The 19,497-nt window shown below is 63.5% G+C and carries 23 protein-coding genes; 7 read left to right on the forward strand and 16 right to left on the reverse strand.

All coding sequences use genetic code 11. The features are described 5' to 3' along the window. Positions 1-24 precede the first annotated feature (24 nt). The 5 genes from CH294_RS05720 to CH294_RS05740 all read right to left on the reverse strand — a co-directional run bounded on the left by CH294_RS05720 (position 25) and on the right by CH294_RS05740 (position 5,773). Positions 25-1,269, reverse strand: coding sequence for an acyl-CoA dehydrogenase family protein (locus tag CH294_RS05720; RefSeq protein WP_094670309.1), 1,245 nt, complete (start codon positions 1,267-1,269; stop codon positions 25-27). Between the two features lie 47 nt (positions 1,270-1,316). Beyond that, positions 1,317-2,648, reverse strand: a complete 1,332-nt coding sequence (locus CH294_RS05725) for an ABC transporter substrate-binding protein (protein WP_052047933.1) — start codon at positions 2,646-2,648, stop codon at positions 1,317-1,319. 178 nt (positions 2,649-2,826) lie between these two features. Then, the gene (locus CH294_RS05730; RefSeq protein WP_249305077.1) at positions 2,827-3,594 is read right to left on the reverse strand and encodes a dienelactone hydrolase family protein; all 768 of its coding nucleotides are present in this window, start codon (positions 3,592-3,594) and stop codon (positions 2,827-2,829) included. A 33-nt stretch (positions 3,595-3,627) separates the two neighbouring features. After that, complete coding sequence (locus CH294_RS05735) at positions 3,628-4,083, reverse strand: VOC family protein (RefSeq protein ID WP_037193869.1); 456 nt, start codon at positions 4,081-4,083, stop codon at positions 3,628-3,630. Between the two features lie 52 nt (positions 4,084-4,135). After that, positions 4,136-5,773: an FAD-dependent monooxygenase gene (locus CH294_RS05740; RefSeq protein WP_094737266.1), complete on the reverse strand. Its 1,638-nt coding sequence runs from the start codon at positions 5,771-5,773 to the stop codon at positions 4,136-4,138. 351 nt (positions 5,774-6,124) lie between these two features. Between CH294_RS05740 and CH294_RS05745 the strand changes: the two genes are divergently transcribed. Then, the gene (locus CH294_RS05745; protein WP_249305079.1) at positions 6,125-7,081 is read left to right on the forward strand and encodes a formylglycine-generating enzyme family protein; all 957 of its coding nucleotides are present in this window, start codon (positions 6,125-6,127) and stop codon (positions 7,079-7,081) included. A 211-nt stretch (positions 7,082-7,292) separates the two neighbouring features. Then, positions 7,293-8,756, forward strand: coding sequence for a PLP-dependent aminotransferase family protein (locus CH294_RS05750; RefSeq protein WP_094737268.1), 1,464 nt, complete (start codon positions 7,293-7,295; stop codon positions 8,754-8,756). A 132-nt stretch (positions 8,757-8,888) separates the two neighbouring features. Here CH294_RS05750 and CH294_RS05755 read toward each other — a convergent pair whose 3' ends face one another. From CH294_RS05755 to CH294_RS05780, 6 genes are all read right to left on the reverse strand, one after another. Beyond that, positions 8,889-9,689: an ABC transporter permease gene (locus CH294_RS05755; RefSeq protein ID WP_094737269.1), complete on the reverse strand. Its 801-nt coding sequence runs from the start codon at positions 9,687-9,689 to the stop codon at positions 8,889-8,891. After that, the gene (locus CH294_RS05760; RefSeq protein ID WP_094702948.1) at positions 9,686-10,627 is read right to left on the reverse strand and encodes an ATP-binding cassette domain-containing protein; all 942 of its coding nucleotides are present in this window, start codon (positions 10,625-10,627) and stop codon (positions 9,686-9,688) included. Before CH294_RS05760 ends, CH294_RS05755 begins: the two co-directional genes overlap by 4 nt. Positions 10,628-10,643: 16 nt before the next feature. Next, positions 10,644-11,495, reverse strand: coding sequence for a DUF4097 family beta strand repeat-containing protein (locus CH294_RS05765; protein WP_094737270.1), 852 nt, complete (start codon positions 11,493-11,495; stop codon positions 10,644-10,646). 77 nt (positions 11,496-11,572) lie between these two features. Continuing rightward, positions 11,573-12,061, reverse strand: a complete 489-nt coding sequence (locus tag CH294_RS05770; protein ID WP_094737271.1) for a histidine kinase — start codon at positions 12,059-12,061, stop codon at positions 11,573-11,575. A 103-nt stretch (positions 12,062-12,164) separates the two neighbouring features. Then, positions 12,165-12,614, reverse strand: a complete 450-nt coding sequence (locus CH294_RS05775; protein WP_094737272.1) for a YdeI/OmpD-associated family protein — start codon at positions 12,612-12,614, stop codon at positions 12,165-12,167. 112 nt (positions 12,615-12,726) lie between these two features. Beyond that, positions 12,727-13,194, reverse strand: coding sequence for an SRPBCC family protein (locus CH294_RS05780; RefSeq protein ID WP_032405479.1), 468 nt, complete (start codon positions 13,192-13,194; stop codon positions 12,727-12,729). Between the two features lie 99 nt (positions 13,195-13,293). On the opposite strand from CH294_RS05780, the gene CH294_RS05785 reads away from it, so the two are divergent. Then, complete coding sequence (locus tag CH294_RS05785; protein ID WP_037172932.1) at positions 13,294-13,902, forward strand: ATP-dependent Clp protease proteolytic subunit; 609 nt, start codon at positions 13,294-13,296, stop codon at positions 13,900-13,902. Then, positions 13,899-14,525, forward strand: a complete 627-nt coding sequence (locus tag CH294_RS05790) for an ATP-dependent Clp protease proteolytic subunit (RefSeq protein ID WP_094737273.1) — start codon at positions 13,899-13,901, stop codon at positions 14,523-14,525. Before CH294_RS05785 ends, CH294_RS05790 begins: the two co-directional genes overlap by 4 nt. Here CH294_RS05790 and CH294_RS05795 read toward each other — a convergent pair. The 4 genes from CH294_RS05795 to CH294_RS05810 form a co-directional block, all read right to left on the reverse strand. Next, positions 14,483-14,785, reverse strand: a complete 303-nt coding sequence (locus CH294_RS05795) for a helix-turn-helix transcriptional regulator (RefSeq protein ID WP_249305080.1) — start codon at positions 14,783-14,785, stop codon at positions 14,483-14,485. The genes CH294_RS05790 and CH294_RS05795 overlap by 43 nt on opposite strands. A 45-nt stretch (positions 14,786-14,830) precedes the next feature. Continuing rightward, positions 14,831-15,268, reverse strand: a complete 438-nt coding sequence (locus CH294_RS05800) for a protein-tyrosine phosphatase family protein (RefSeq protein WP_094737364.1) — start codon at positions 15,266-15,268, stop codon at positions 14,831-14,833. Positions 15,269-15,288: 20 nt separating this feature from the next. Beyond that, positions 15,289-15,960 carry a class I SAM-dependent methyltransferase gene (locus tag CH294_RS05805; RefSeq protein ID WP_094737365.1) on the reverse strand — a complete coding sequence of 224 codons (672 nt, stop codon included), beginning with the start codon at positions 15,958-15,960 and terminating at the stop codon, positions 15,289-15,291. 63 nt (positions 15,961-16,023) lie between these two features. After that, on the reverse strand, positions 16,024-16,872 hold the full coding sequence (locus CH294_RS05810) for an alpha/beta hydrolase (RefSeq protein WP_094737274.1): 849 nt from the start codon (positions 16,870-16,872) through the stop codon (positions 16,024-16,026). A 38-nt stretch (positions 16,873-16,910) separates the two neighbouring features. On the opposite strand from CH294_RS05810, the gene CH294_RS05815 reads away from it, so the two are divergent. Then, a complete protein-coding gene (locus CH294_RS05815; RefSeq protein WP_249305081.1) occupies positions 16,911-17,309 on the forward strand; it encodes a MerR family transcriptional regulator in 399 nt (132 codons plus the stop codon). Positions 17,310-17,319: 10 nt separating this feature from the next. Here CH294_RS05815 and CH294_RS05820 read toward each other — a convergent pair whose 3' ends face one another. After that, complete coding sequence (locus CH294_RS05820) at positions 17,320-17,736, reverse strand: polyketide cyclase (protein ID WP_094737275.1); 417 nt, start codon at positions 17,734-17,736, stop codon at positions 17,320-17,322. Between the two features lie 158 nt (positions 17,737-17,894). On the opposite strand from CH294_RS05820, the gene CH294_RS05825 reads away from it, so the two are divergent. After that, on the forward strand, positions 17,895-18,566 hold the full coding sequence (locus tag CH294_RS05825; RefSeq protein ID WP_094737276.1) for a TetR family transcriptional regulator: 672 nt from the start codon (positions 17,895-17,897) through the stop codon (positions 18,564-18,566). After that, entirely contained in the window at positions 18,563-19,495 is a 933-nt protein-coding gene (locus tag CH294_RS05830; RefSeq protein ID WP_094737277.1) for a TIGR01777 family oxidoreductase, read from the forward strand. Before CH294_RS05825 ends, CH294_RS05830 begins: the two co-directional genes overlap by 4 nt. Positions 19,496-19,497 lie beyond the last annotated feature (2 nt).

The following is a 19,497-nucleotide window of genomic DNA, read 5'->3' on the forward strand; positions in this document are numbered from 1 at the left end:
CGAGTCGAATCGTGGGCCAGGCCATCACGCGAGCGGTGCCGGCGAGAGATCGAAGTGCTCCTGGGCGAACATCTGCGCGAAGGTCTCCCACTGCAGGCCCACATTGGTTCGCGCCGTGGACATGTCGCGGTAGTAACGCTGCATGCGTGAGCCGTTTCGGCCGCCTTCGCTGGTTCCCGAGGTACGGAACAGCAACTCGACGGCTTCCCAGGCGAGGTTGACGGCGTGGTGGGTGCTGGCGTTGATGTTCATCAGGTCCTCGGGCTCGAACTCGCCGCCGTCCTGTACCGACGACGCGCACAGCTCGGAGTAGTGCTGGCTCATCTTCACCAGAATGTCCTCGGCCGCACGGATCTTGCCGGCCGCGACGCCCCAGTAGCGCTGGAAATCCGGGGACGTGAAGCGCGGAAGTGGGTTGGGGCCCATGGTCTTCTTGGTCCGCAGGATGCGCTCGTATTCGTCGAGCGCGGCCCAGGCGCAGCCCACGAGTACCGAGGTGATCTCGAGCTGCAGGTAGCCCATGGGATGGCCTGCATACATCGGATTGCCGTGCAGCTCGTAACCGGGAGTCTTCAGTCCGCCGCGGAACTGCAGCAGGCTGCCGCGCACCACGTTCTCCTCCGGCACCGCGGTGCCGGTGACGGTGATGCTGTTCGAGCCGCTGCCGCGCATACCGAACGCGCGCTCTTTCCAATCGTCCTGCAGGATCCAGCCGTTGCGCGGAACGAGAGCCAATCCCTGGCCGGTCTTCTCGCCGCCCTCGACGAGCCGCACCGCGAGAATGGCGTGGGTCGAGTAGGGCGATCCCGAGCAGTAGTCCCAGGTTCCGTCGACGCTCCAGCGACCGTCGTCCTGCAGCGTCGCGGTGCCCATCGGCACGCCGCGCATCGGGGCTGCGAAGTCCCCGCCGGGTCCGATCGCCTCGGCTTGCGCCTTCTCGTCGAACAATCCACCGATCTGCAGTCCGTGACCGGAGGCAAGGCACAGGCACCAGCCCGAACCCGGGCAGCCGCGGGCGATTTCGATGATCATCCTGACGAACGAGGTGACGTCGTATTCGAGCCCACCGAAACGCTGTGGGAGCAAGGTGCGGTAGAAGCCAGCCTCCTTGAACAACTCGTGCGTCTCGGGCGAGTAGGTGCCGCGAGCGTCCGTCGAATCCTGTTCTGCGAGCAAGTGATCACGGAACGATCGTGCTCGTTCGATGAGGACTTCCGGACTCGACGCGGGGCTGGAATGTTCGACGGTGTCGTTGGCTACAGCGGTCATGATGGTCTTCTTTCTCGAGAGTGTGGGGGCTGTCGGAGATCGATGTGTCAGGAGCCCGATGGTTCGAGCCAGTCGGTGAGCGCGGTGTACGAGCCGTTGCCGGTGTATTCGAAGACTCGAGTCTGGGCACCGCACAGGCCCGGCTCGGCGGTGTTCGCGCCGCAGGCGACGGTGGCGCTACCCAACAGCAGTGGGCCGGTGAAAGACTTCGCCTGTTCGGCGATCGCCGGCGCGGTTGCTTCGGAACCGCCTGCAGCATTGAGGAATCGGGTCGCTGTGGCGACCAGCCCCCATGCGAGGGCGGCGTCGGGAGTGGCCTGGGACGTCTCGGACAGTCCGGCGGTTGTCGAGGCCTCGATGTACGACTGGACGTCGGGCTGGCTCATGTCGGCGACGTTGGTCTGGGTGGAGATCTGCTGCCACTTCGGTGCGTCGCCGCCGAGTCCCTGCGCCACCTGGTCGGTGAAGCAGAAGGAGCCGGCTCCGATGATGGGGGCCGTCACGGCCAGCGTGTCGAGAGCCTTGGCCGCGGCCACGCAGGTCGGCGGAGTCGAGACGAGCGGCACGATGGCATCGGCGTCCGATGCCCCCGAGGCCACTGCTGCCGCGGTGAGGTTGGTGGTCGACGGGTCGAAGCCGACGGCCTTGACCTCGATGCCGACCGAATCGAGTGCAGTCTGCAGAACCTTTGCACCGTCCGCACTTTGAGCGTTCTGCGGGTAGATCAGCGCCACCGACTTCGCGCCGACCACGGTGTCCAGGTAGGTCGTCAGTCCGCGGAAGATCGACGACGGGTTGCCGTTGTAGATGAAGACGTTGTCGCTCTGAGCGTCGGTGGAGCTGATGGAGTTGGCCATCAGGATCGGCTTCTGCCCCTTGTTGACCGCCAGGAACGACTGATTGCCGGTGATGGTCGAGCCGAACAGCACGGTCCGAACGTCCGGATCGTTGACCAGCTGCAGGCCGCAACTGTTGCCGTCCTGCTCGTTCTCGACCACGAAGCACGTCTCGAGCTTCAGCGGATGGCCGTCGATACCGCCGAGGTTCTCGTTCACGTACTTCACGGCAGCCTCGGCACCGTCGGTGGCGGCCGGGAATCCGAGGGCACCGCCCTGCTGATTGACCCATCCGATGGTGACGGGTTCGAGGCTCTGATCGGCTGCGCCTGCAGTTCCTCCGGTGTAGTCGACCAGGTCGGTGACAGCCGAGGTGTTGGTCTGGTCCGTTGCTACGGCCGTCGAGCCGCCGGTGGCGGTGCCGGTCGGTGATGCCGCTTCGGCGGCGCAGCCGGCGAGCACGGCCGACATGGTTGCCGCGATGACCATCAACTTCGCGGACTTCGACCCGGCCCTGGTGGGACGGGAGGGAGTGAGAGACATTGGGGTTCTTCCTTCGAGAGCGCGTGCGGGGTGCTCACGCGGTCTCGTGGACTACTCGCGTGGCCTTCGTGGAATGCGATTCCGAGGTACGGAATCGAGACTAGCGATGTGAGGGCCATCACACAACCCTCAATACCTTCGGGTTTTCTGTGCGTTTCGACCCTCGCCTGACAGTCGATCAGGATGCGTCGGACTGCAGATGCACATCGAAGAAGGCGAAGACCTTCTTCCAGCCGTCCACCGCCTGTGCCTGCTGGTAATGCGGATGGTCGGTAGCGAAGAACCCATGTCCCGCACCGTCGTAACGATGAAACTCGAATTCTTTGCCGAGCCTGGTCAGCTCACGTTCGATGTCGTCGACCTGCGTCGGATCCGGATTGGTGTCGTCGTTCCCGAAGATCCCCAACAGCGGAGCTGACATGTCCGGAGCCCGATGAATGACTCCCCGCGAGGGGGCGTTCGGCTTCGTCGGATCGGGAGCCTGCGGCACGATGCTTCCTCCCCAGCAGTCGACGGCGGCGTCCAACGCCGGTACGTCGCACGCCGCGAGGAAGGCCTGCCGTCCGCCGGAGCAGAATCCGATCACCCCGGCCTTGCCGTTGGATCCGGGCTGCGATTTCACGTAGTCGGTGGCCCCGGCGATGTCGCCCATCACCTGGTCGTTGGGCATGGCCTTTCCCAATCCCTCGGCCCGGGCCGCCGCAGCGACCTCGGCCCAGTGCCCGGGACCGCGGCGGTGATAGAGATTCGGCGCGAGGGCCGCGTATCCACACTCGGCGAACCGTCGGACCACCTCTTTGCACCAGAAGTCGAGCCCGGGTGCGTGGTGCAGCACGACGACGCTGCCCACCGGCTCGGCAGCGGTCGGGCGAGCCGAATAGCCCTCGATGCGGTCGCCGTTGTGGCCGCTGAACGCAACCACCTCGGCGATCATTCCTTCTTTCAACGCTCTTCTCCTCCGCGGTCCCGGCCGGGTTTCCTACGCCGCGACCATCTCGTCGAGGCGGCTGCGCAACTCCTCCTCCGACAGCGAGAGATCGATGGGCTCACTGAACGGCTGCGGCCATTCGATTCCGGTGTGCCAGTAGACCTCCACTCGGTTTCCCTCGGGGTCGCGGAAGTAGCAACCGAGCGCATTGCCGTGATTGCTGATGTGGTCGATGTCGTACTTGCGCTCCACGATCTGGGCATAGAACGCACGCAGGTCGGCCAACGAATCGACGACGAACGAGAGCTGCTGCGGATCGGTGTGGCGTTCGAGGTTCTTCGCGAGCAGAATCTCGTGGTGCTCCTCCGACGGCCGCGAACTCAGAAAGACGCGGCGTTCGTCGCGGTCGGTGACGGTCATTCCGAGGAATGTCGAGTAGAACTCCATCATGATCTCGGGGTCGGAGACGAACAGTCCGACGTGGCCTAGACGGGTGACTTTGGGCATGAGAGTGAGCCTTTCGGTGATGTGGTGGATGGGAATTGAAGGGCCTGGCAGTTCAGATGAACGAGACCGATCCGGTGACGACGTCGAGCAGATGGTCGAGATCGTCGGGAAGCGCGTCGCCGCGCCACGCGACATGGTGATCCGAACGGATCAATGTCGCTCCGGCGGAATACAATTCACACAGATCGGTGAGGTCGGGATCCTCGACGGTGAGGATCTGCAGTGGCACGTTGCGTTCTGCCGCAGCATCGGTGAGAGCGCCGTGTTCGACGTCGCCGAGCACAAGGAGCGTGAAGCCGTTCCCCAGGTGGTCGTACAGCGACGAGCCGTCCGCGAGCCAATGATGCGGTGCACGATTTCCGGGATAGGACGACGGTACGTAGTCCTCGAAAGACGGTGCAGGTTGGTCGGTTCCGTCGCGGTAGATGATGGGAGACGACGAGTAGCGGTAGCCGAGTTGGCCGCCCATTCGCTTGAACTGACGGGCCTTTTGGATCGCGATGTCCTCGGCCACCTGGGCGCGGATCGCTTCACCGACGGGGCCGTCGTCCTCGATGCCGTCGCGCACCAGCTCGCGGGAGCCGACGGCCTGATTGCTCTCGCAACCGGCGAGGATGAAGCGCGCCGCTTCACCGCGTTCGATGCTGTAGCTCGGGAGCATGAGGGGACCGCCCCAACCGTCGATCAACGCGGCGAGTTTCCAACCCAGGTCGGCGGCGTCACCGATACCGATGTTCATGCCGAATCCGCCCATCGGTGAGACCATGTGTGCCGAGTCGCCGGCCAGCAGTACGCGGCCGAAGTCGAATCGAGGTGCCTGGATCGAGTGCGTGATGAAGGTACCGCCCGCGAGTGGCTCGACCTCGAATTCCTCGCCGATCGCGCGAAAGAGCATGGCGCGGCAGGCTTCCCAGTCGTCACCATCGACGTCCTCGGGTACGGGCGAGCAGAAGTAGGCCCAGTGATCGGTGCCCGACTGCGGCACCAGACTGTCGCCGGCACGGTCCTCGTTGTAGAACAGCAGCATCGAGGCCATCGGAGTGGCCTTCCACAGCTCGGCCAGTGCCGGAGCCTTGATGTGCCACAGGAAGCTGCGTGCGAGGTTGGGATGACCTTCCATTCGCACGTTGAGGCCGTCACGACGGAGTCGGCTGCGACTGCCCTCGGAGACCACCATGTACTGCGCCAGCAGCGTCTGTTCGCCGTCCGGGGTGGCAACGGTGACGGTCACCCCGTGGTCGTTCTGCTCGAATCTCTTCACTTCGTTCTCGAAGCGCAGATCGATGAGAGGAAGGGACTTCACGCGGTCCCGCAGCGTCTTCTCGATCGCCTCGTTCGGGGCCCATTCCGCGACCTCGGACGCGATGGGTAGCCGCTCCGACCACTCGTATGCGCGGGGAAACCTCAAAACCTCATGACCGGTCAGACGGGTCACGAAGGCAACGTCACGGTAGACCAATGGACTCACAGGATCGTTGTCGCGCAGTGCATCTGCGATGCCCCAGCGTCGGAAGTGCTCCATGGAGCGAACGTTGGTCATATTGGCGCGTGCGACGATCCGTTCCTCCTCCGAACGCTTCTCGAACAGCACGCTCGGGATACCGCGAAGGGCGAGATCGATGGCCAACGCCATCCCCACCGGCCCCCCACCCGAGATCGCGACGGGTACTTCGTTGGAACGAGATGCCACTGTCCACTCCTCTGAATTCCATGAACGATTCCATCTGATGGAATGTGTTTCCAAGATAACAGCGGTGTGGAGAAGTGGCAAGCATCACGTTCCGCTACTGATGAGTACTGCGGCCGTGGCCTGGGTGTCGCCGGCGGGCCGGGGCGGCGCAAACGCGCGCGCATTCGCCATACGCGCGCACATTGGTGACGCGAAACCGCTCGCGTTCGGCAAACGCGCGCGCGTCTGCGAAGGGGTGGCGGTGCGCAATCGGATAGGGCCGAGCGACGATCACGCGTGCGAGGTCAACAGAACCCGTTCAATTCCGTGACAGCGCAATGCGATTCCCCAGCAATGTGTACGATCGCCGCCATGAGTGCCCCACCTTTCCCTCGCATGCAGTGGGTGCCCGGCGGCCAGTTTCGGATGGGGTCGGACTGGGCCGACTATCCCGAGGAGGCGCCCGTTCACGAGGTGACCGTCGAGGGTTTCTGGGCGGACGAGACTCCGGTGACCGTCACCCAGTTCAGACGGTTCGTCAAAGCCACCGGGTACGTGACGGTGGCGGAGCGGCCGATGGATCCGGCGGACTATCCGGATGCGGATCCAACGCGTCTGGTGCCGAGTTCGCTGGTATTCACCCCGACGCAGGGCCCGGTGGATCTGACGAATTGGCAGGGCTGGTGGCGGCTGATCCCGGGCGCGAACTGGGCGCATCCGGAGGGCCCCGGGTCCGGTATAGACGGGCGCGAACTGCATCCGGTCACGCATGTGAGCTGGGAGGACGTGCACGCCTACGCACAGTGGGCGGGCAAGGAACTACCCACCGAGGCCGAGTGGGAACGCGCGGCGCGCGGCGGGTTGAACGGCGCGCCCTATGCATGGGGAGACCAACTGGCACCGATGGGTACACAGTTGGCCAACTACTGGATCGGGGAGTTTCCCTGGCAGAACCTCAAACCGGTCGCCGATCGTAGGACCACGGCCGTGCGTTCGTATCCGCCCAACGGCTACGGCCTGTACGACGTCACCGGAAACGTATGGGAGTGGACGGCGGACTTCTACCGCACCGACCACAGCGAGACCGCCACCCATGCCTGCTGCGGACCGGCAGTCGATCCGCGGGTCGCGTCGGCCGAGGGCAGCCACGATCCGAGTAATCCCGCCGGGACCATCTCGCGTCGGGTCATCAAAGGCGGATCCCACCTCTGCGCCGAGAACTATTGCCGCCGTTATCGTCCCGCAGCTCGGCAGGCGCAACCCGTCGACTCCGGGATGTCCCACATCGGGTTTCGCTGCATCGTCAGAGGTTCTGCACCGACCCACTGAGGCAGGCCGCGCGACGAACGAAAGTCAGTCGGACCGAACACGACTCCGCGGCGGCCCGGCAGGCCCGCATCGCCCGCCCTCGCGTAGTGCGACCACGGTCCACCCTGCTCCGATGACGGATAAGGCCATAACAGCTCCAATTGCGATCATGGGACCACAATGGACTGGTTTTTCGTCGAATAGTGCAGTCCAGTGTGCGAGAGTGGCCTGTATGGATCCTTTCGACGCAACGGCGATCTCGGCCCCGGAGTTGGCAGCACGGATCGACCCGTCGACGTTGCGGAACAGATCCGGCGGTCCGCTCTACCTCGAGATCGCCGACGAGTTACGGCGGTTGATCGAGAACGGCGAGGTGTCGGCTCAGACGCGGTTGCCCGCCGAGCGGGCGCTGTCGATCAGTCTCGATGTCAGTCGGGTCACGGTCGCGTCGGCCTACAAGCATCTTCGTGACGGCGGGTGGATCAGTGCCCAACGCGGGTCGGGCACCTACGTTTCGCCTACCGGTTCGCTGCCGTCGTGGGGTTCGCTCGCCGGCGATCGGGAGACTGCAAACCTGGAGTTCGTCAACGCGTCCCCCTCTGCGTCGCCCATGCTGTCCGATGCGTACGGCGTTGCGGCGGAGAAGATTCGAGACCGGTTTCCCTTGGGCGGGTACGCCCCACTCGGTCTGTACGAGCTCCGCGAGTCGATTGCCGCGTACTACCGAGGACGGGGAATGCCGACCACCGCGGAGAACATTCTCGTCACCTCCGGTGCCACCGACGCCATCCACGCTGTGTTGGCGACGTTCACCGAGCCGGGTGCCCGGGTATTGGTCGAGCACCCGACATATCCCGGTGTCGTCGAACTCGTCCACTCCCTCGGTGGCCGATGCATCCCGGTGCCCATCGACCCCGACAACACCGACGAATTCGTGGCATCAGCAGATCGGGCCGCTCGACAGAGCGCCCCCACGCTGGCGTACTACATGCCCGACTTCTCCAATCCATCCGGTGCGCGACTCCCCCTCCGCACCCGCCGACAGCTGTCGGCCACCATGCACCGGCACGCAATACTGACCATCGTCGACGAGGTAGCAGCGGACCTGTCCCTCGACGGGTCGCCCGACATCGAACCTTTCGGGGCGGCCACCCCGGATGTTGCGACGGTGACGATCGGGTCCACGAGCAAAACGGTGTGGGGTGGGTTGCGAGTCGGCTGGGTTCGCGCCGAAGCAGGTCTGTTGGCGAGAATCGCCGCAACCTATGCGCGACGCCAACTTTCGGTGTCCGTCATCGATCAGCTGGCTGCGGTCGAGTTGATGGGCAAGTACGACGAGGTTCGTCGGGTGCGCGCGGAGGCATCGAGAGTTGCTCGTGACCACACCGTCACGTTGATGCGTGATCGTCTGCCGGACTGGCACTTTCGAGTACCGGACGGAGGCTTGGCGTTGTGGTGCTCCCTTCCCGACGGCATCCGATCGAGTGCTCTCGTCGCCGAAGCCCACTCTCATGGTTTGCTGCTGGCACCCGGACTGCGATTCGGAACCGGATACGCCTTCGACGATCATCAGCGCATTCCATTCACTCGCTCACTTCCCGACATCACCTCGGCTGTGGGCATTCTCGCTGGCCTGTCCTCGGGGATCGGCCCGGCGGCGGCCATCGCGTCGAGCACGCCTGCTGCGGTGGTGTGAGCCCGCCGGCCCCCGCAAACGCGCGCGCGTCTGCGAAACGCTCGCGTATTGGTCACCTGTTCGCCAGCTGAATCGCGCGCACCTGACGAATGCGTGCGCGTTTGTGACGACGACACCCAACCACCGATGACCCTACCGCACCGACTTCTTCTCGTAGATTGTCATCGACCAGACATACCCCGCCACTGTGATCACCGCGCACCAGGCAAGTGCCAGTGGCAGATTCGTGCCCACCGGCTGCCCCGTCAGCAGTCCGCGCAGGGTTTCGACGAAGGACGTGAACGGTTGGTAGTCGGCGAACCATCGCAGCCCCGATGGCATCGTGTCGGTCGGAACGAACCCACTTCCCAGAAACGGCAACAGCAGCAACAGCATCGGTAGGTTGCTCGCGGTCTCCACCGACTTCGACGCCATACCCATCGCCACCGCGAGCCAACTGATCGCGAAGGCGATGAGCAGCACCATTCCCAGAATCGAGAACCATTGCAGAGGATTGGCATTCGGTCGAAAGCCGACGGCAATTCCCACTGCCAGCACAACCACCACTCCGAGAACGGCTTGCACCGTGTTGCCGAGAACGTGGCCCGCGAGAACCGCTGCACGCGAGATCGCCATCGTTCGGAAGCGCGCGGTGATGCCTTCCGTCATGTCCATGGCAACGGTGGTCGCCGTTCCACCGGCTGTACCGGCAATCGTCATGGCGAGGATGCCCGGCATCACGTACGGCAGATATGCAGACCGTCCGGCGTCTGGGTCCACACCGGGCAAACCTGCGCCCAGGGTTCCTCCGAATACGAAGACGAACAACATCAGGAACACCACTGGCGCGCCGATGACGAACATCGTCAAGCCCGGATATCGCCGAATGTGCAGAAGACTGCGCCGGAGCATGGTGATCGAATCACTCATCGCGAATGTCGTTGCAGTTGTCATGATTCGACCTTGCTGTCGGTCCGGCCGGTCAGTGCCATGAACACGTCATCGAGGTCCGGAGTGTGGATACTGAGGTCGTCGGCCGCAACGCCCGCCGCATCCAGCCGACTCAACACGGCCTGCAGGGTGCGGACGCTTCCGTCGGTCGGTACCGACAGCGCCAGACCGTCGGCGTCGACGACCGCATCGCCGAATGCGCGGGTTGCGTCGTCGAGCGTCATGATGTCGGCGAAGCGCAATCGAATGTGGCCGCCAGGTATGCGACGTTTCAGTTCGTCCGGGGTACCGTCGGCGACGATCCGGCCGCCGTCGAGTACTGCGACACGATCTGCGAGTTCGTCTGCCTCGTCGAGATATTGGGTGGTGAGCAGCACGGTGGTGCCGTCGGCGACGAGGGATCGCACGATATCCCACATGGTGCGTCGGCTGCGGGGGTCGAGGCCGGTGGTCGGCTCGTCGAGGAAGATGACGCGCGGTGGGGCGACGAGGGTCATGGCAAGATCGAGCCGTCGCCGCATGCCACCCGAGTACGTGGACAACGGCTTTCGAGCGGCCTCGACCAGATCGAACTGCTCGAGCAGGTCTGCGACGCGCGGCTTGGATCGCTTCGGTCCCAGATGCCGGAGTCTCGCCATCAGCATCAGGTTTTCCTCGCCGGTCAAGAGGTTGTCGACCGCCGAGAACTGACCGGTGAGACCGATCGCTGCACGAACGCCGTCAGGATTGCCGACGACGTCGCAGCCTGCGACTGTTGCCGTACCACCATCCGGCCCAACGAGGGTGGACAGGATATGGACGGTTGTGGTCTTGCCTGCCCCGTTGGACCCGAGCAGAGCGGTGACGGTGCCGGCGTCGACGGTGAGGTCGACACCGTCGAGTACACGTTTGTCGCCGTATGACTTTCGCAGACCACGGGCGTGAATTGCGGGTGTTTCCATGTCCGATCCTTGCCTGTCAACTGTGCTGTGCATGCCGGACGGCAATGTCGCCGTATCGCGTTCGAGCGCGAATCGACACGCTCTCTTCTGTCTCGTCGGGTGCGCTTTCGGGCGTGAGTTCGTTGCGAACGTGTCCGTCTTTCGACGACAGATCGAGCCACGCGGTCACACCGCGCCGCACACAGACGGTGACCTGTCCGTATCCGCTCTCGACTTGGATTGCGCCACTGGTCACTTCGTGGAGAGCGATGCTGCCGTACGCGGTCTTCGCACTCACTCCGCCGAGTGACTTCTCGATATCGAGATCGCCGTAGGAGAGCTTGGCGTCGAGTTCGGTACCCGACTCCCGCACCATGATCGAGCCGTGCGACGCCTTGAGCACTGCATCACCGACGACCGTTCCGAGTCGAATCTGGCCGTGGTCGGCAGTGATGTCGATATTGCCCAGTGCCGTACCCACTGTCGCGTTACCGTGCCCAGCGCGCACCCACAGGTCCTCTGCCGAATCCACTTCCACCGGACCCATGGAACTCTTGATGCGCACGGCACCGAGATCGCCCACGGTGCGTAGGCTGCCGACTGCAACCTCCGCAGTGAGTCGAGATCCCTGCGGTAGCTCGACTTTCACCTCGACGGACTCAGTCGGACCGAAGAAGCTGATGCGGGCCTTGGGACCGATGACGGTGAGGCGCTCGCCGTCGAAGTCGACCTTGGTGTTCTCGGCCCCCTTACGATCGACGGCTTTGGACGGGTTGGTGGGAGTGACGGTCACGACGGTGTCGGCACGTTCTGTCGCAACGACGTCGATGCTCCCGACCTGCAGATCGATGGCCAGGTCGATCGGCGTCGGAGTAGCGAATTCGGGCATGGCGATGCCTCCTATGGGCATGGTTGTGACACTCTGCTCGGCGCAGAGTTACTGAAAAGCTTTGTTGGAGCGGACGATCAGCGCGCCCAGCCGGCAAAGTTGTCCCCGGTACGAACCGTTCGTTGCGCGGCACGGCGCTGCTTGGGTTGAAGAGCGGTGGCGACGGCTCGCACCAACCAGGTGTTCACCGACATACCGTCCGACGCCGCGGCCTCGTCCACCCGCAATTTGAGCGCGTCCGGCAGTCGAAGAGTGGTGCGGGATGTGCTCGTGTCGTCCAGTTCGATGCTGGGAGGGGTTTGTTCGTCGTCTTCCGGTTCCGAGACAGGTGCCGCCACGACGAATTCGATCTCGCGTCCACGGAGCCTGATGTCCACGGAACCAGGGGCAAGGTCGCGGTTGATGTCTCCTACCGCGGCCGACAGCACGTCGAGCATCACCAGACGCGTCGCCGCATCCATGCCGTCGACGAGTCGTTCAGCAGCAGCACGAGTGTTCTCGTCCCCGGTTGCTGCCGACTCGACCAACCGACGTTGGAGGTCGTTGACGTACTGCCCAAGTTCCATGCATCAAGAGTGACACCACAATGGTGTCACGTCAAGCCCTAGTGGTGTCACGCTGAGTTCGCACCGCTGCCTGTGGCGCTCTCCCGGCAGGCAGCAGGTCGCTTCAGGGCCGAAGGGATTGGACGATTGCCGTGATACGCCGCTCGCGGGTGTCGTCGCGTTTCGCGTCGGCGACGGAGCGGGCGTGTTCTTTTCGCGTCGACGGTGCGAGCGCATCGAACGCTGCTCGGACGGCGGGATCCGCGTCCAGAGCTGTCGCCAGCGCCGGCGGTACCTCGATCACCTGCGGCTGGTCGTCCAATTCGATCGTCACGTCGACGGTGTCGCCGGCTTCCACGCCGAGTGTGGCGCGAACGCTCTTGTTGAGTCCGAGCAGATTCTCGCCGCCCATGCGTCCGATGCGACCGCGCACCGTCCGACCACCGATCGTGAACCGAACCGGCGGAGTCTTGATGGAACCGAGGGACGCAACCTGTTCGTCACTGAGCACAATTGCTGCTGCAGGGCCCCGTGATTCGAGGACCGTCGACACCCGCAACACCGTTGCTGCCATGCGGACAGGCTATCCGTCGGTGGTGCTCTCAGTGTCCACAATTCGCGTCGAAAGGCGGGATTCCGTCATAGGCCTCGAATAGTGGACAGTCAGCGCACCCGACCGGCAGCAATCAGGCCTCGGCTTCCACGATTCGCTTGATTGCCGCCAGGGTGCGCGGGATGCCGTCCAGTGCCGCTCGGCTTCGAGTGTCGATTTCCTGCTGCGCGTCGTCGCCGAACTTGCGGTGAAAGTGGGCGATGCCGCCGGGCAGGAAGTTCCAGTTCTCCGTCAGGCGTGTGCCACCGTCGACGGACTCGAGCGTGTAACCCCAGCGGACGAAGTTGTCGCCCACCACCCAGGCGAATTCGCGGCCGGGTTCGGCTGCAGCCACTGTCGAGACCGTTTCCCATGTGCGACCCGGCACCACGTTGCGGCCGGTGAACGTAGATCCGACGCCACCGCCATCGGATTCGTTCCACCAGCACTCCTGGCAGATCGGGCTCCATTCACCCGTACGGGTGACGTCGGAGACAACGGCGTACACGTCGTCGACCGACGCAGCGACGGCGATGGATTCGGAGAACTCGAGTGCAGTCATCTCACCATTGTCCCTCGGCGGCCGACGCAGCTGAGAGCAGAGTCGCTGCCCACAGCAGAACAACTGGTGTGCAAGCCAATTCGGACTCACACTCGACTCATGAGCGAATCGCCTCGAATGTTCCCGCCCGAACTCCGCAACCAACTCCTACGGCACCGAGTCCTGGTGCTCGACGGCCCCCTCGACGACGACAACGGCACCGTCCTCACCACTCATCTGCTGACGTTGGCCGCCGAGAATTCCTCGGCCGACATCGCACTGTGGATTCACTCTCCAGGCGGATCGGTTCCCGCAATGCTCGCCATCCGCGATGTGATGCGCCTCGTCCCGTGCGACGTCTCGACCCTCGCGCTCGGATTGGCCTGCAGCGCTGGTCAATTCCTTCTGTCCTCGGGTACGCGCGGCAAGCGGTACGCCCTGCCGCACTCACGGATTCTGATGCATCAGGGCTCCGCCGGCATCGGAGGGTCCGCCGTCGAAGTGGAGGTGCAGGCCAACGATCTGCGTCATACCCGAGATACGGTGCTCGGCCTGATCGCCGACGACACGGGACAAACACGTGAGCAAATCTTCGACGACTCTCTGCACGATCGCTGGTTCACTGCGGAGGCTGCCCGTGAGTACGGGTTCGTCGACGCGATCGTCGACTCGTTCGATCAGGTCATGCCTGCGCGACGGGTGTCCTTCGGAATGGAGCTGGCACGATGAGCACCTACACGATTCCCAATGTGATCACGCGAGATTCGCGCGGAGAACGCGTCGTCGACGTCTATTCGCACCTGCTCAGTGAGCGCATCGTCTACCTCGGTACCGGAATCGATGCCGGTGTCGCGAACGCGATGATCGCGCAACTTCTGCACTTGGAGGCCGACTCCCCCGATCAGGAGATTTCGATGTACATCAACTGCGAGGGCGGTGACACGGCCGCCATGCTGGCCGTCTACGACACCATGCAGTTCATCGGATCACCTGTTGCCACAACGTGTGTGGGCCAAGCCGTCGCGGCTGGTGCAGTGCTACTCGCCGCCGGCGCACCGGGGCGACGCTCTGCGTTGACCCACAGTCGGGTGGTGTTGCATCAACCTGCGGCGCAGGGACGCGGCACCATTCCCGACCTGATTCTGGCTGCCGACGAGGTGGTCCGCGTCCGGGCCGAGATGGAATCGATCCTCGCGAAACACACGGGACGCGGCGTCGAGAAGCTTCGCCATGACACCGACCGCGATCTCGTGTTGACGGCCTCGGCCGCCCGCGAGTACGGCGTCGTCGACCAGGTTCTCGAGGGGCGTCAGGCAGCCATCAACGTTGCATCTCCTCGAGACAGGTCATGATGCGCTAGGCGTGAGATGTCTGCCATCGACGTGCCCAACGCACCGACGACGGCCGCAAGGATTTCGCTCGACGGGTCCTTGCGGCCACGTTCGACCTCCGACAAGTACTGCGGCGCAATGCCTGCGCGGGCAGCGGTCTCGGCGAGTGTGTCGCCGCGGGCGTGCCTGCACTCGCGTAGCCTCCGGCCGACCACTTCACGCCACAACGGTTCCACTGCGCGCGCTGCTCGGCGCTCATCGATTCGTATGACCTCGCCCATGATCGGAGCCTAGGCCTCGATTCCATGAGGTGTCGGGGATTCTGCTCAGAGCAGAGAACCCGGTTTCGCGAACGTCTTCGCAAAGCGCTTCTGCCAGGGCGTTTCCATGGCCCGTTGCGAGTAGTGTCGCCGGACGTAGTCGATGGCCGCGTCGCCGTGCACACCGTCGAGCGCGACGAGACACGCCAGTGCTGTGCCCGTTCGCCCCACACCACCAGTGCATGCGATCTCGACCCTCTCGGTTGCGCAGCGTCGCAGTGCTTCTCGTAGTACAACCCCGAGCTCCTTCGAGTCGGACGGGAGCCAGAAGTCGGGCCAACGAACCCATCGGCTGTCCCAGTCGAACTCGCCGGGATCCCTCCCCTGCAGGTACACCCCGAGATCCGGCCGTGGGCCGCCGGGCATTGGATCGCGCAAGGCGCGTCCCCGAACGAGACTGCCCGACGGCAGCCGCAGCACGCCCGCTGTCTGCACATCCCACATTCGGCGCTGAGGGTTGGGAGTCACCTGCGGGCACCCGGCTTGGTCCACTCGATTGTGTGCCGAAACCCTATGCGGTGTCGCATGGTCGCGCCCGGGAGCCGCTTCTTCACGATGTGACCAATCTCGTCGAAGCTCAGCACCGGGTCCTTCACCGGGAACGGTGCCGGCGGTGCCGTAACCGGGCTCGGCCACGGGCGGTGGAGAAATCCGATCAATGGATTGGTGACGATGGAGACCGAATCCCACAGCAGATCTCGTGCGCTTCGCGGTGGCGCGAGCCCGACGATGAGCACGCGTCCGCCCGGCGCAAGAATCCTTTCGACATGACGCAATGCGTCGTCCATGTCGAGGTGATGCAGGACGGCGACCATGGTCACAAGATCGATCGAATCGTCTGCCCAGGAATCGAGTTGGCGATCTGTGATCGACACATTGTTCACGTCGGCAGAGGTGATCTCTGCGATGCGGCGCATCTCCGAGTCCCGGTCTGCCCCGGTGACCTGATCGAAATGGGGAGCCAGGGCACGCACCAGGCCACCTCGTCCGCAACCGAAGTCGACCGCAGTACCGCGCGTCTGGGGCAGGTTCGCCAGAATCCAACTGTGGAAGTAGTCGTTGTGACTCCATGGGTGTCGCTCGTTCAGCTCGCGAACCCACTGGGCCCCTCTGCCTCCGATAAGGGACGTCCCCATTCGTCTCAGCACCACGGAACCCAGTATCCACGAGGCGCGGCCACCCCACTTCGGAGAACGATGTCAACCCAACCATGTGTCCAAGGCTTGTTGCACGAGTGATGGAGCTTCCAGCGGTGCCAGGTGCCCCACACCCGGAAGAGTGATCACATTCGATTGTCCCGGCAACAACTGTTTCAGTCGAAATGCCTGGTCGACGGGAATCCAGGGGTCCTGTTGACCCCATCCGATGGAGCTATCGCAGCGGACTCGGGGAAGTGCGTCGACGATCGGTCGCGTGTCCTCGGGCCGCAGTTCGGCAATCTGTCGGTAGAACGCAGGCTGACCCTCGTCGGATATCCAGGGTTCGGTCAACATCGCCACGATGTCTGGGTCCAGCCGCTGATGTGATGCTCCTGCAACGTATTCGGAGACCAACGCCTTGTGTAGGGAGGCCGGCAAGGCAGCGAAAACGTCACTGTTGTCCGCGACGAGCCGGAAGAATTCGGACCCCCACGGGTCCAGGGTCACCACGTCCCACAAGTACAAACTGCCGTAGTCTCGTCCGTGTATCAGATGGGCACCCAGGGCGACGGCACCGCCGATGTCGTGCGCGACGACGAAGGGCCGCTCCAACCGCCAGTGGTCGAGCAACATCGCGAAGCGCAGCATCTGGCTGGGTAGGTCGGTCCGCACATCGGATCCCTGTGCGGAGCGGCCGTATCCGGGCATGTCCCACAAGTAGACGCGATGCCCAGCGCGGAGGTGGCGAGCGGCCTGCGCCCACACCTGGGCCGACCAGGGTGTTCCATGGCAGAACACCACATCGGCAGACGGTTTCGCTCTGTCGGGTGTCAGCTCGTAGGTCGCGACGGTCGTGCCGCCAACAGACACGTAAATGGGCTCCGGTAGATCGAGTCTGCTCACGTCCATAGGACTGGACCCTAGAACTTCAGGTCGACCTGAAGTCAATGTGCGAGCATCGGCAGGTGAAGATCGGCGAGGTTGCGCGGGAGCTCGACGTTCCGACCCATGTCCTGAGACATTGGGACGACATGGGTGTTGTTGTGCCCGAGCGTCTACCGTCGGGCCACCGCGACTACAGCCAGGAACATGTGCGACGACTGCGGGTATTGCAGGCCTGTCAAGGCGTCGGGATCAGCTTGGCCGATATTCGCCTGATACTTCATCGAGACGAGCTCGGACGAACAGCAGTCATCGAGGAACAGCTGGCTCGAATACGACGGCAACAAGGTCAACTCGACCATGCCGAGCGCTTTCTGACGCACGTCGTCTCGTGCACACATGATCTGCTCACCCGATGCCCGCAATGCAGCGAGTATTCGATCGCGTCGACCCCACCGCCATGATGAGACCCACTCAGGAGGACTGAGCTTCCAACACCTCCGCCAGTCTTGTCAGGTCTTCGGCGACCGTTGCGAGGTCGCGTTCGAACTCTTCGTCGCTGAGTTCGATTTGGCGGACCGTGAACAGAATCTCCGCGCCGTTCGGATGGCTCAATACTCGAACGGGATTGTTCACCACCGTCCCTGACGGCAACGTCACGTCATGATCGAGGACACCGAGGTCGTTGTGTGGCACGAATCGGACTGTCACATGCCCCATCGGCGATTCAGCAATGAGTCGATCGCCGTCGATGGTCACGGGACTGTTCGCCAATCCTGCTGCCCATCTGGGTAAGTTCGCGGGATTGACTGCGAACTCGTACACCTCCTCGGGTGTGCGCCCTATGACTCGACTGACGTGTCGACTTGCCACAACGAGTTCTGGATTCATAGCAGCGACACTACGACGACGGGCCGCGACGTTCTGCCGGAAATCGGACCTGCGCCGAAGTCGTGAGTGCACGAACCTAGCCACACACGTGGGACTTGAACATGTTCAAACTGCGGTCTATGGTCGAATTTGAACACGTTCAGAAATGAGGCGAATCGATGGCGCGCACGTCCGAGACTCGCGACAAGGTGGTCGAGGTAGCTCTACGCCTGTTTCGCGAGGAGGGGTTTCAGGCAACCACGATGCGTCGCATTGCCGACGAAGCGGGTGTGTCGCTCGGCAATGCCTACTACTACTTCGCCGGCAAGGATGAGCTCGTCAACGAGCTGTACATGGTGATTCAGCGCGATCATCGCGAGCGCGCGCTCAGCGTTCTCGTCGACGGCGGATCGCTCTCCGAAAATCTGGCCGCCGTACTGCATTCCGGCCTGGACGTGATGGCGCCCTACCACGCGTTCGGTGGATCCTTCCTGCATTTGGCGCTGCCGACGAGCACGAGTTCCAGTCCGTTCTCGGAAGAGTCGTCCGACGCCAGATCCATGGCTATCGATCTCATGCGAGACACCCTGAGCGCATCGAAACAGAAGGTTCCGGCGTCACTGAAAGACGCTCTCCCGACACTGCTCTGGATGATCTACATGGGAGTCACTCTGCACTGGGTAACCGACTCCTCGGACAACCAGCGACGCACGCGCGTACTGGTCGACGGGCTCGTGCCCGTCGTATCCAAGGCCGTACGCCTTGCTCGTCTCCCCGTGGCACGGGGGTTGGTCACCGACGTGGCCGGTCTCCTGAAACGAATGACCTCTCCGGAAGGGTTGCACCAGTGAACGATTCACCACCGACTGTCGTCATCTGCGGTGCCTCAGGCTACATCGGCCGGTATCTGCGTCGCAACTACGAAGAACGCGATATCCAAGTCAAGACCATCGGGCGCGGAACATCCAGCGATGCAACGTGGTCCGACCATCGCAGCATTGTCGAGGTTCTCGACGGTGCCGATCTGGTCGTCAATCTCGCAGGCCGCTCGGTGAGCTGTCGCTACAATAAGAAGAACGCAGACGAGATCATGTCGTCGCGTATCCAGACGACGGCCCAACTCGGCCGTGCCCTGGCCGACGTCAACACCGCACCCGAGTTGTGGGTCAACGCGAGCACCGGAACGATCTATCGCGATTCCCGTGATCGGCCGATGGACGAGCGATCCGGCGAGCTGGGGTCGGGCTTCTCGGTCGAGGTAGCTCGCGCGTGGGAACGTGAATTGTTCGACGCTGATGTGGCCATTCGGAAAGTAGCACTTCGTATGTCGATCGTGTTGGGCGCAGGTGGCGGGGCCATCAATCCGATCATCGACCTGGCACGAGTCGGACTCGGCGGCACGATGGGCGACGGCGGTCAGATGTTCAGCTGGGTGCACGTTGCAGACGTTGCACAGGTTCTCGATCATCTCTACGACAACCGAGGAATTTCCGGCCCCGTCAACGTCGCCACTCCGTTTCCGGTGACCAACACAGAGCTGATGCATCAGGTCCGGAATGCACTGGGCCGCAGTCACGGTCTACCGACACCGGCGTGGCTGCTTCAGTTCGGTGCACGGGTGATTCGCACCGAGGCCGAACTGGTCTTGAAGAGTCGCTGGGTGGATCCACAAGTGTTGACAGACAGCGGTTTCGAGTTTCGATATTCGAGGCTGGACGACGCGCTGGCGAACATTGCATCCGAGACGCCCCGAGGGTTGCTCCCCGTCGCCCTGGGATGACG

The organism is Rhodococcus sp. 14-2483-1-1 (assembly GCF_002259335.1).
Taxonomy (GTDB): domain Bacteria; phylum Actinomycetota; class Actinomycetes; order Mycobacteriales; family Mycobacteriaceae; genus Rhodococcoides.

Coding starts and splice junctions, on each gene's coding strand:
- CH294_RS05720 (WP_094670309.1), bottom strand. CDS start 1,269: ATGACCGCTGTAGCCAACGACACCGTCGAACATTCCAGCCCCGCGTCG.
- CH294_RS05725 (WP_052047933.1), bottom strand. CDS start 2,648: ATGTCTCTCACTCCCTCCCGTCCCACCAGGGCCGGGTCGAAGTCCGCG.
- CH294_RS05735 (WP_037193869.1), bottom strand. CDS start 4,083: ATGCCCAAAGTCACCCGTCTAGGCCACGTCGGACTGTTCGTCTCCGAC.
- CH294_RS05745 (WP_249305079.1), top strand. CDS start 6,125: ATGAGTGCCCCACCTTTCCCTCGCATGCAGTGGGTGCCCGGCGGCCAG.
- CH294_RS05750 (WP_094737268.1), top strand. CDS start 7,293: ATGGATCCTTTCGACGCAACGGCGATCTCGGCCCCGGAGTTGGCAGCA.
- CH294_RS05755 (WP_094737269.1), bottom strand. CDS start 9,689: ATGACAACTGCAACGACATTCGCGATGAGTGATTCGATCACCATGCTC.
- CH294_RS05760 (WP_094702948.1), bottom strand. CDS start 10,627: ATGGAAACACCCGCAATTCACGCCCGTGGTCTGCGAAAGTCATACGGC.
- CH294_RS05765 (WP_094737270.1), bottom strand. CDS start 11,495: ATGCCCGAATTCGCTACTCCGACGCCGATCGACCTGGCCATCGATCTG.
- CH294_RS05770 (WP_094737271.1), bottom strand. CDS start 12,061: ATGGAACTTGGGCAGTACGTCAACGACCTCCAACGTCGGTTGGTCGAG.
- CH294_RS05775 (WP_094737272.1), bottom strand. CDS start 12,614: ATGGCAGCAACGGTGTTGCGGGTGTCGACGGTCCTCGAATCACGGGGC.
- CH294_RS05780 (WP_032405479.1), bottom strand. CDS start 13,194: ATGACTGCACTCGAGTTCTCCGAATCCATCGCCGTCGCTGCGTCGGTC.
- CH294_RS05785 (WP_037172932.1), top strand. CDS start 13,294: ATGAGCGAATCGCCTCGAATGTTCCCGCCCGAACTCCGCAACCAACTC.
- CH294_RS05790 (WP_094737273.1), top strand. CDS start 13,899: ATGAGCACCTACACGATTCCCAATGTGATCACGCGAGATTCGCGCGGA.
- CH294_RS05795 (WP_249305080.1), bottom strand. CDS start 14,785: ATGGGCGAGGTCATACGAATCGATGAGCGCCGAGCAGCGCGCGCAGTG.
- CH294_RS05800 (WP_094737364.1), bottom strand. CDS start 15,268: ATGTGGGATGTGCAGACAGCGGGCGTGCTGCGGCTGCCGTCGGGCAGT.
- CH294_RS05805 (WP_094737365.1), bottom strand. CDS start 15,960: ATGGGGACGTCCCTTATCGGAGGCAGAGGGGCCCAGTGGGTTCGCGAG.
- CH294_RS05810 (WP_094737274.1), bottom strand. CDS start 16,872: ATGGACGTGAGCAGACTCGATCTACCGGAGCCCATTTACGTGTCTGTT.
- CH294_RS05815 (WP_249305081.1), top strand. CDS start 16,911: ATGTGCGAGCATCGGCAGGTGAAGATCGGCGAGGTTGCGCGGGAGCTC.
- CH294_RS05820 (WP_094737275.1), bottom strand. CDS start 17,736: ATGAATCCAGAACTCGTTGTGGCAAGTCGACACGTCAGTCGAGTCATA.
- CH294_RS05825 (WP_094737276.1), top strand. CDS start 17,895: ATGGCGCGCACGTCCGAGACTCGCGACAAGGTGGTCGAGGTAGCTCTA.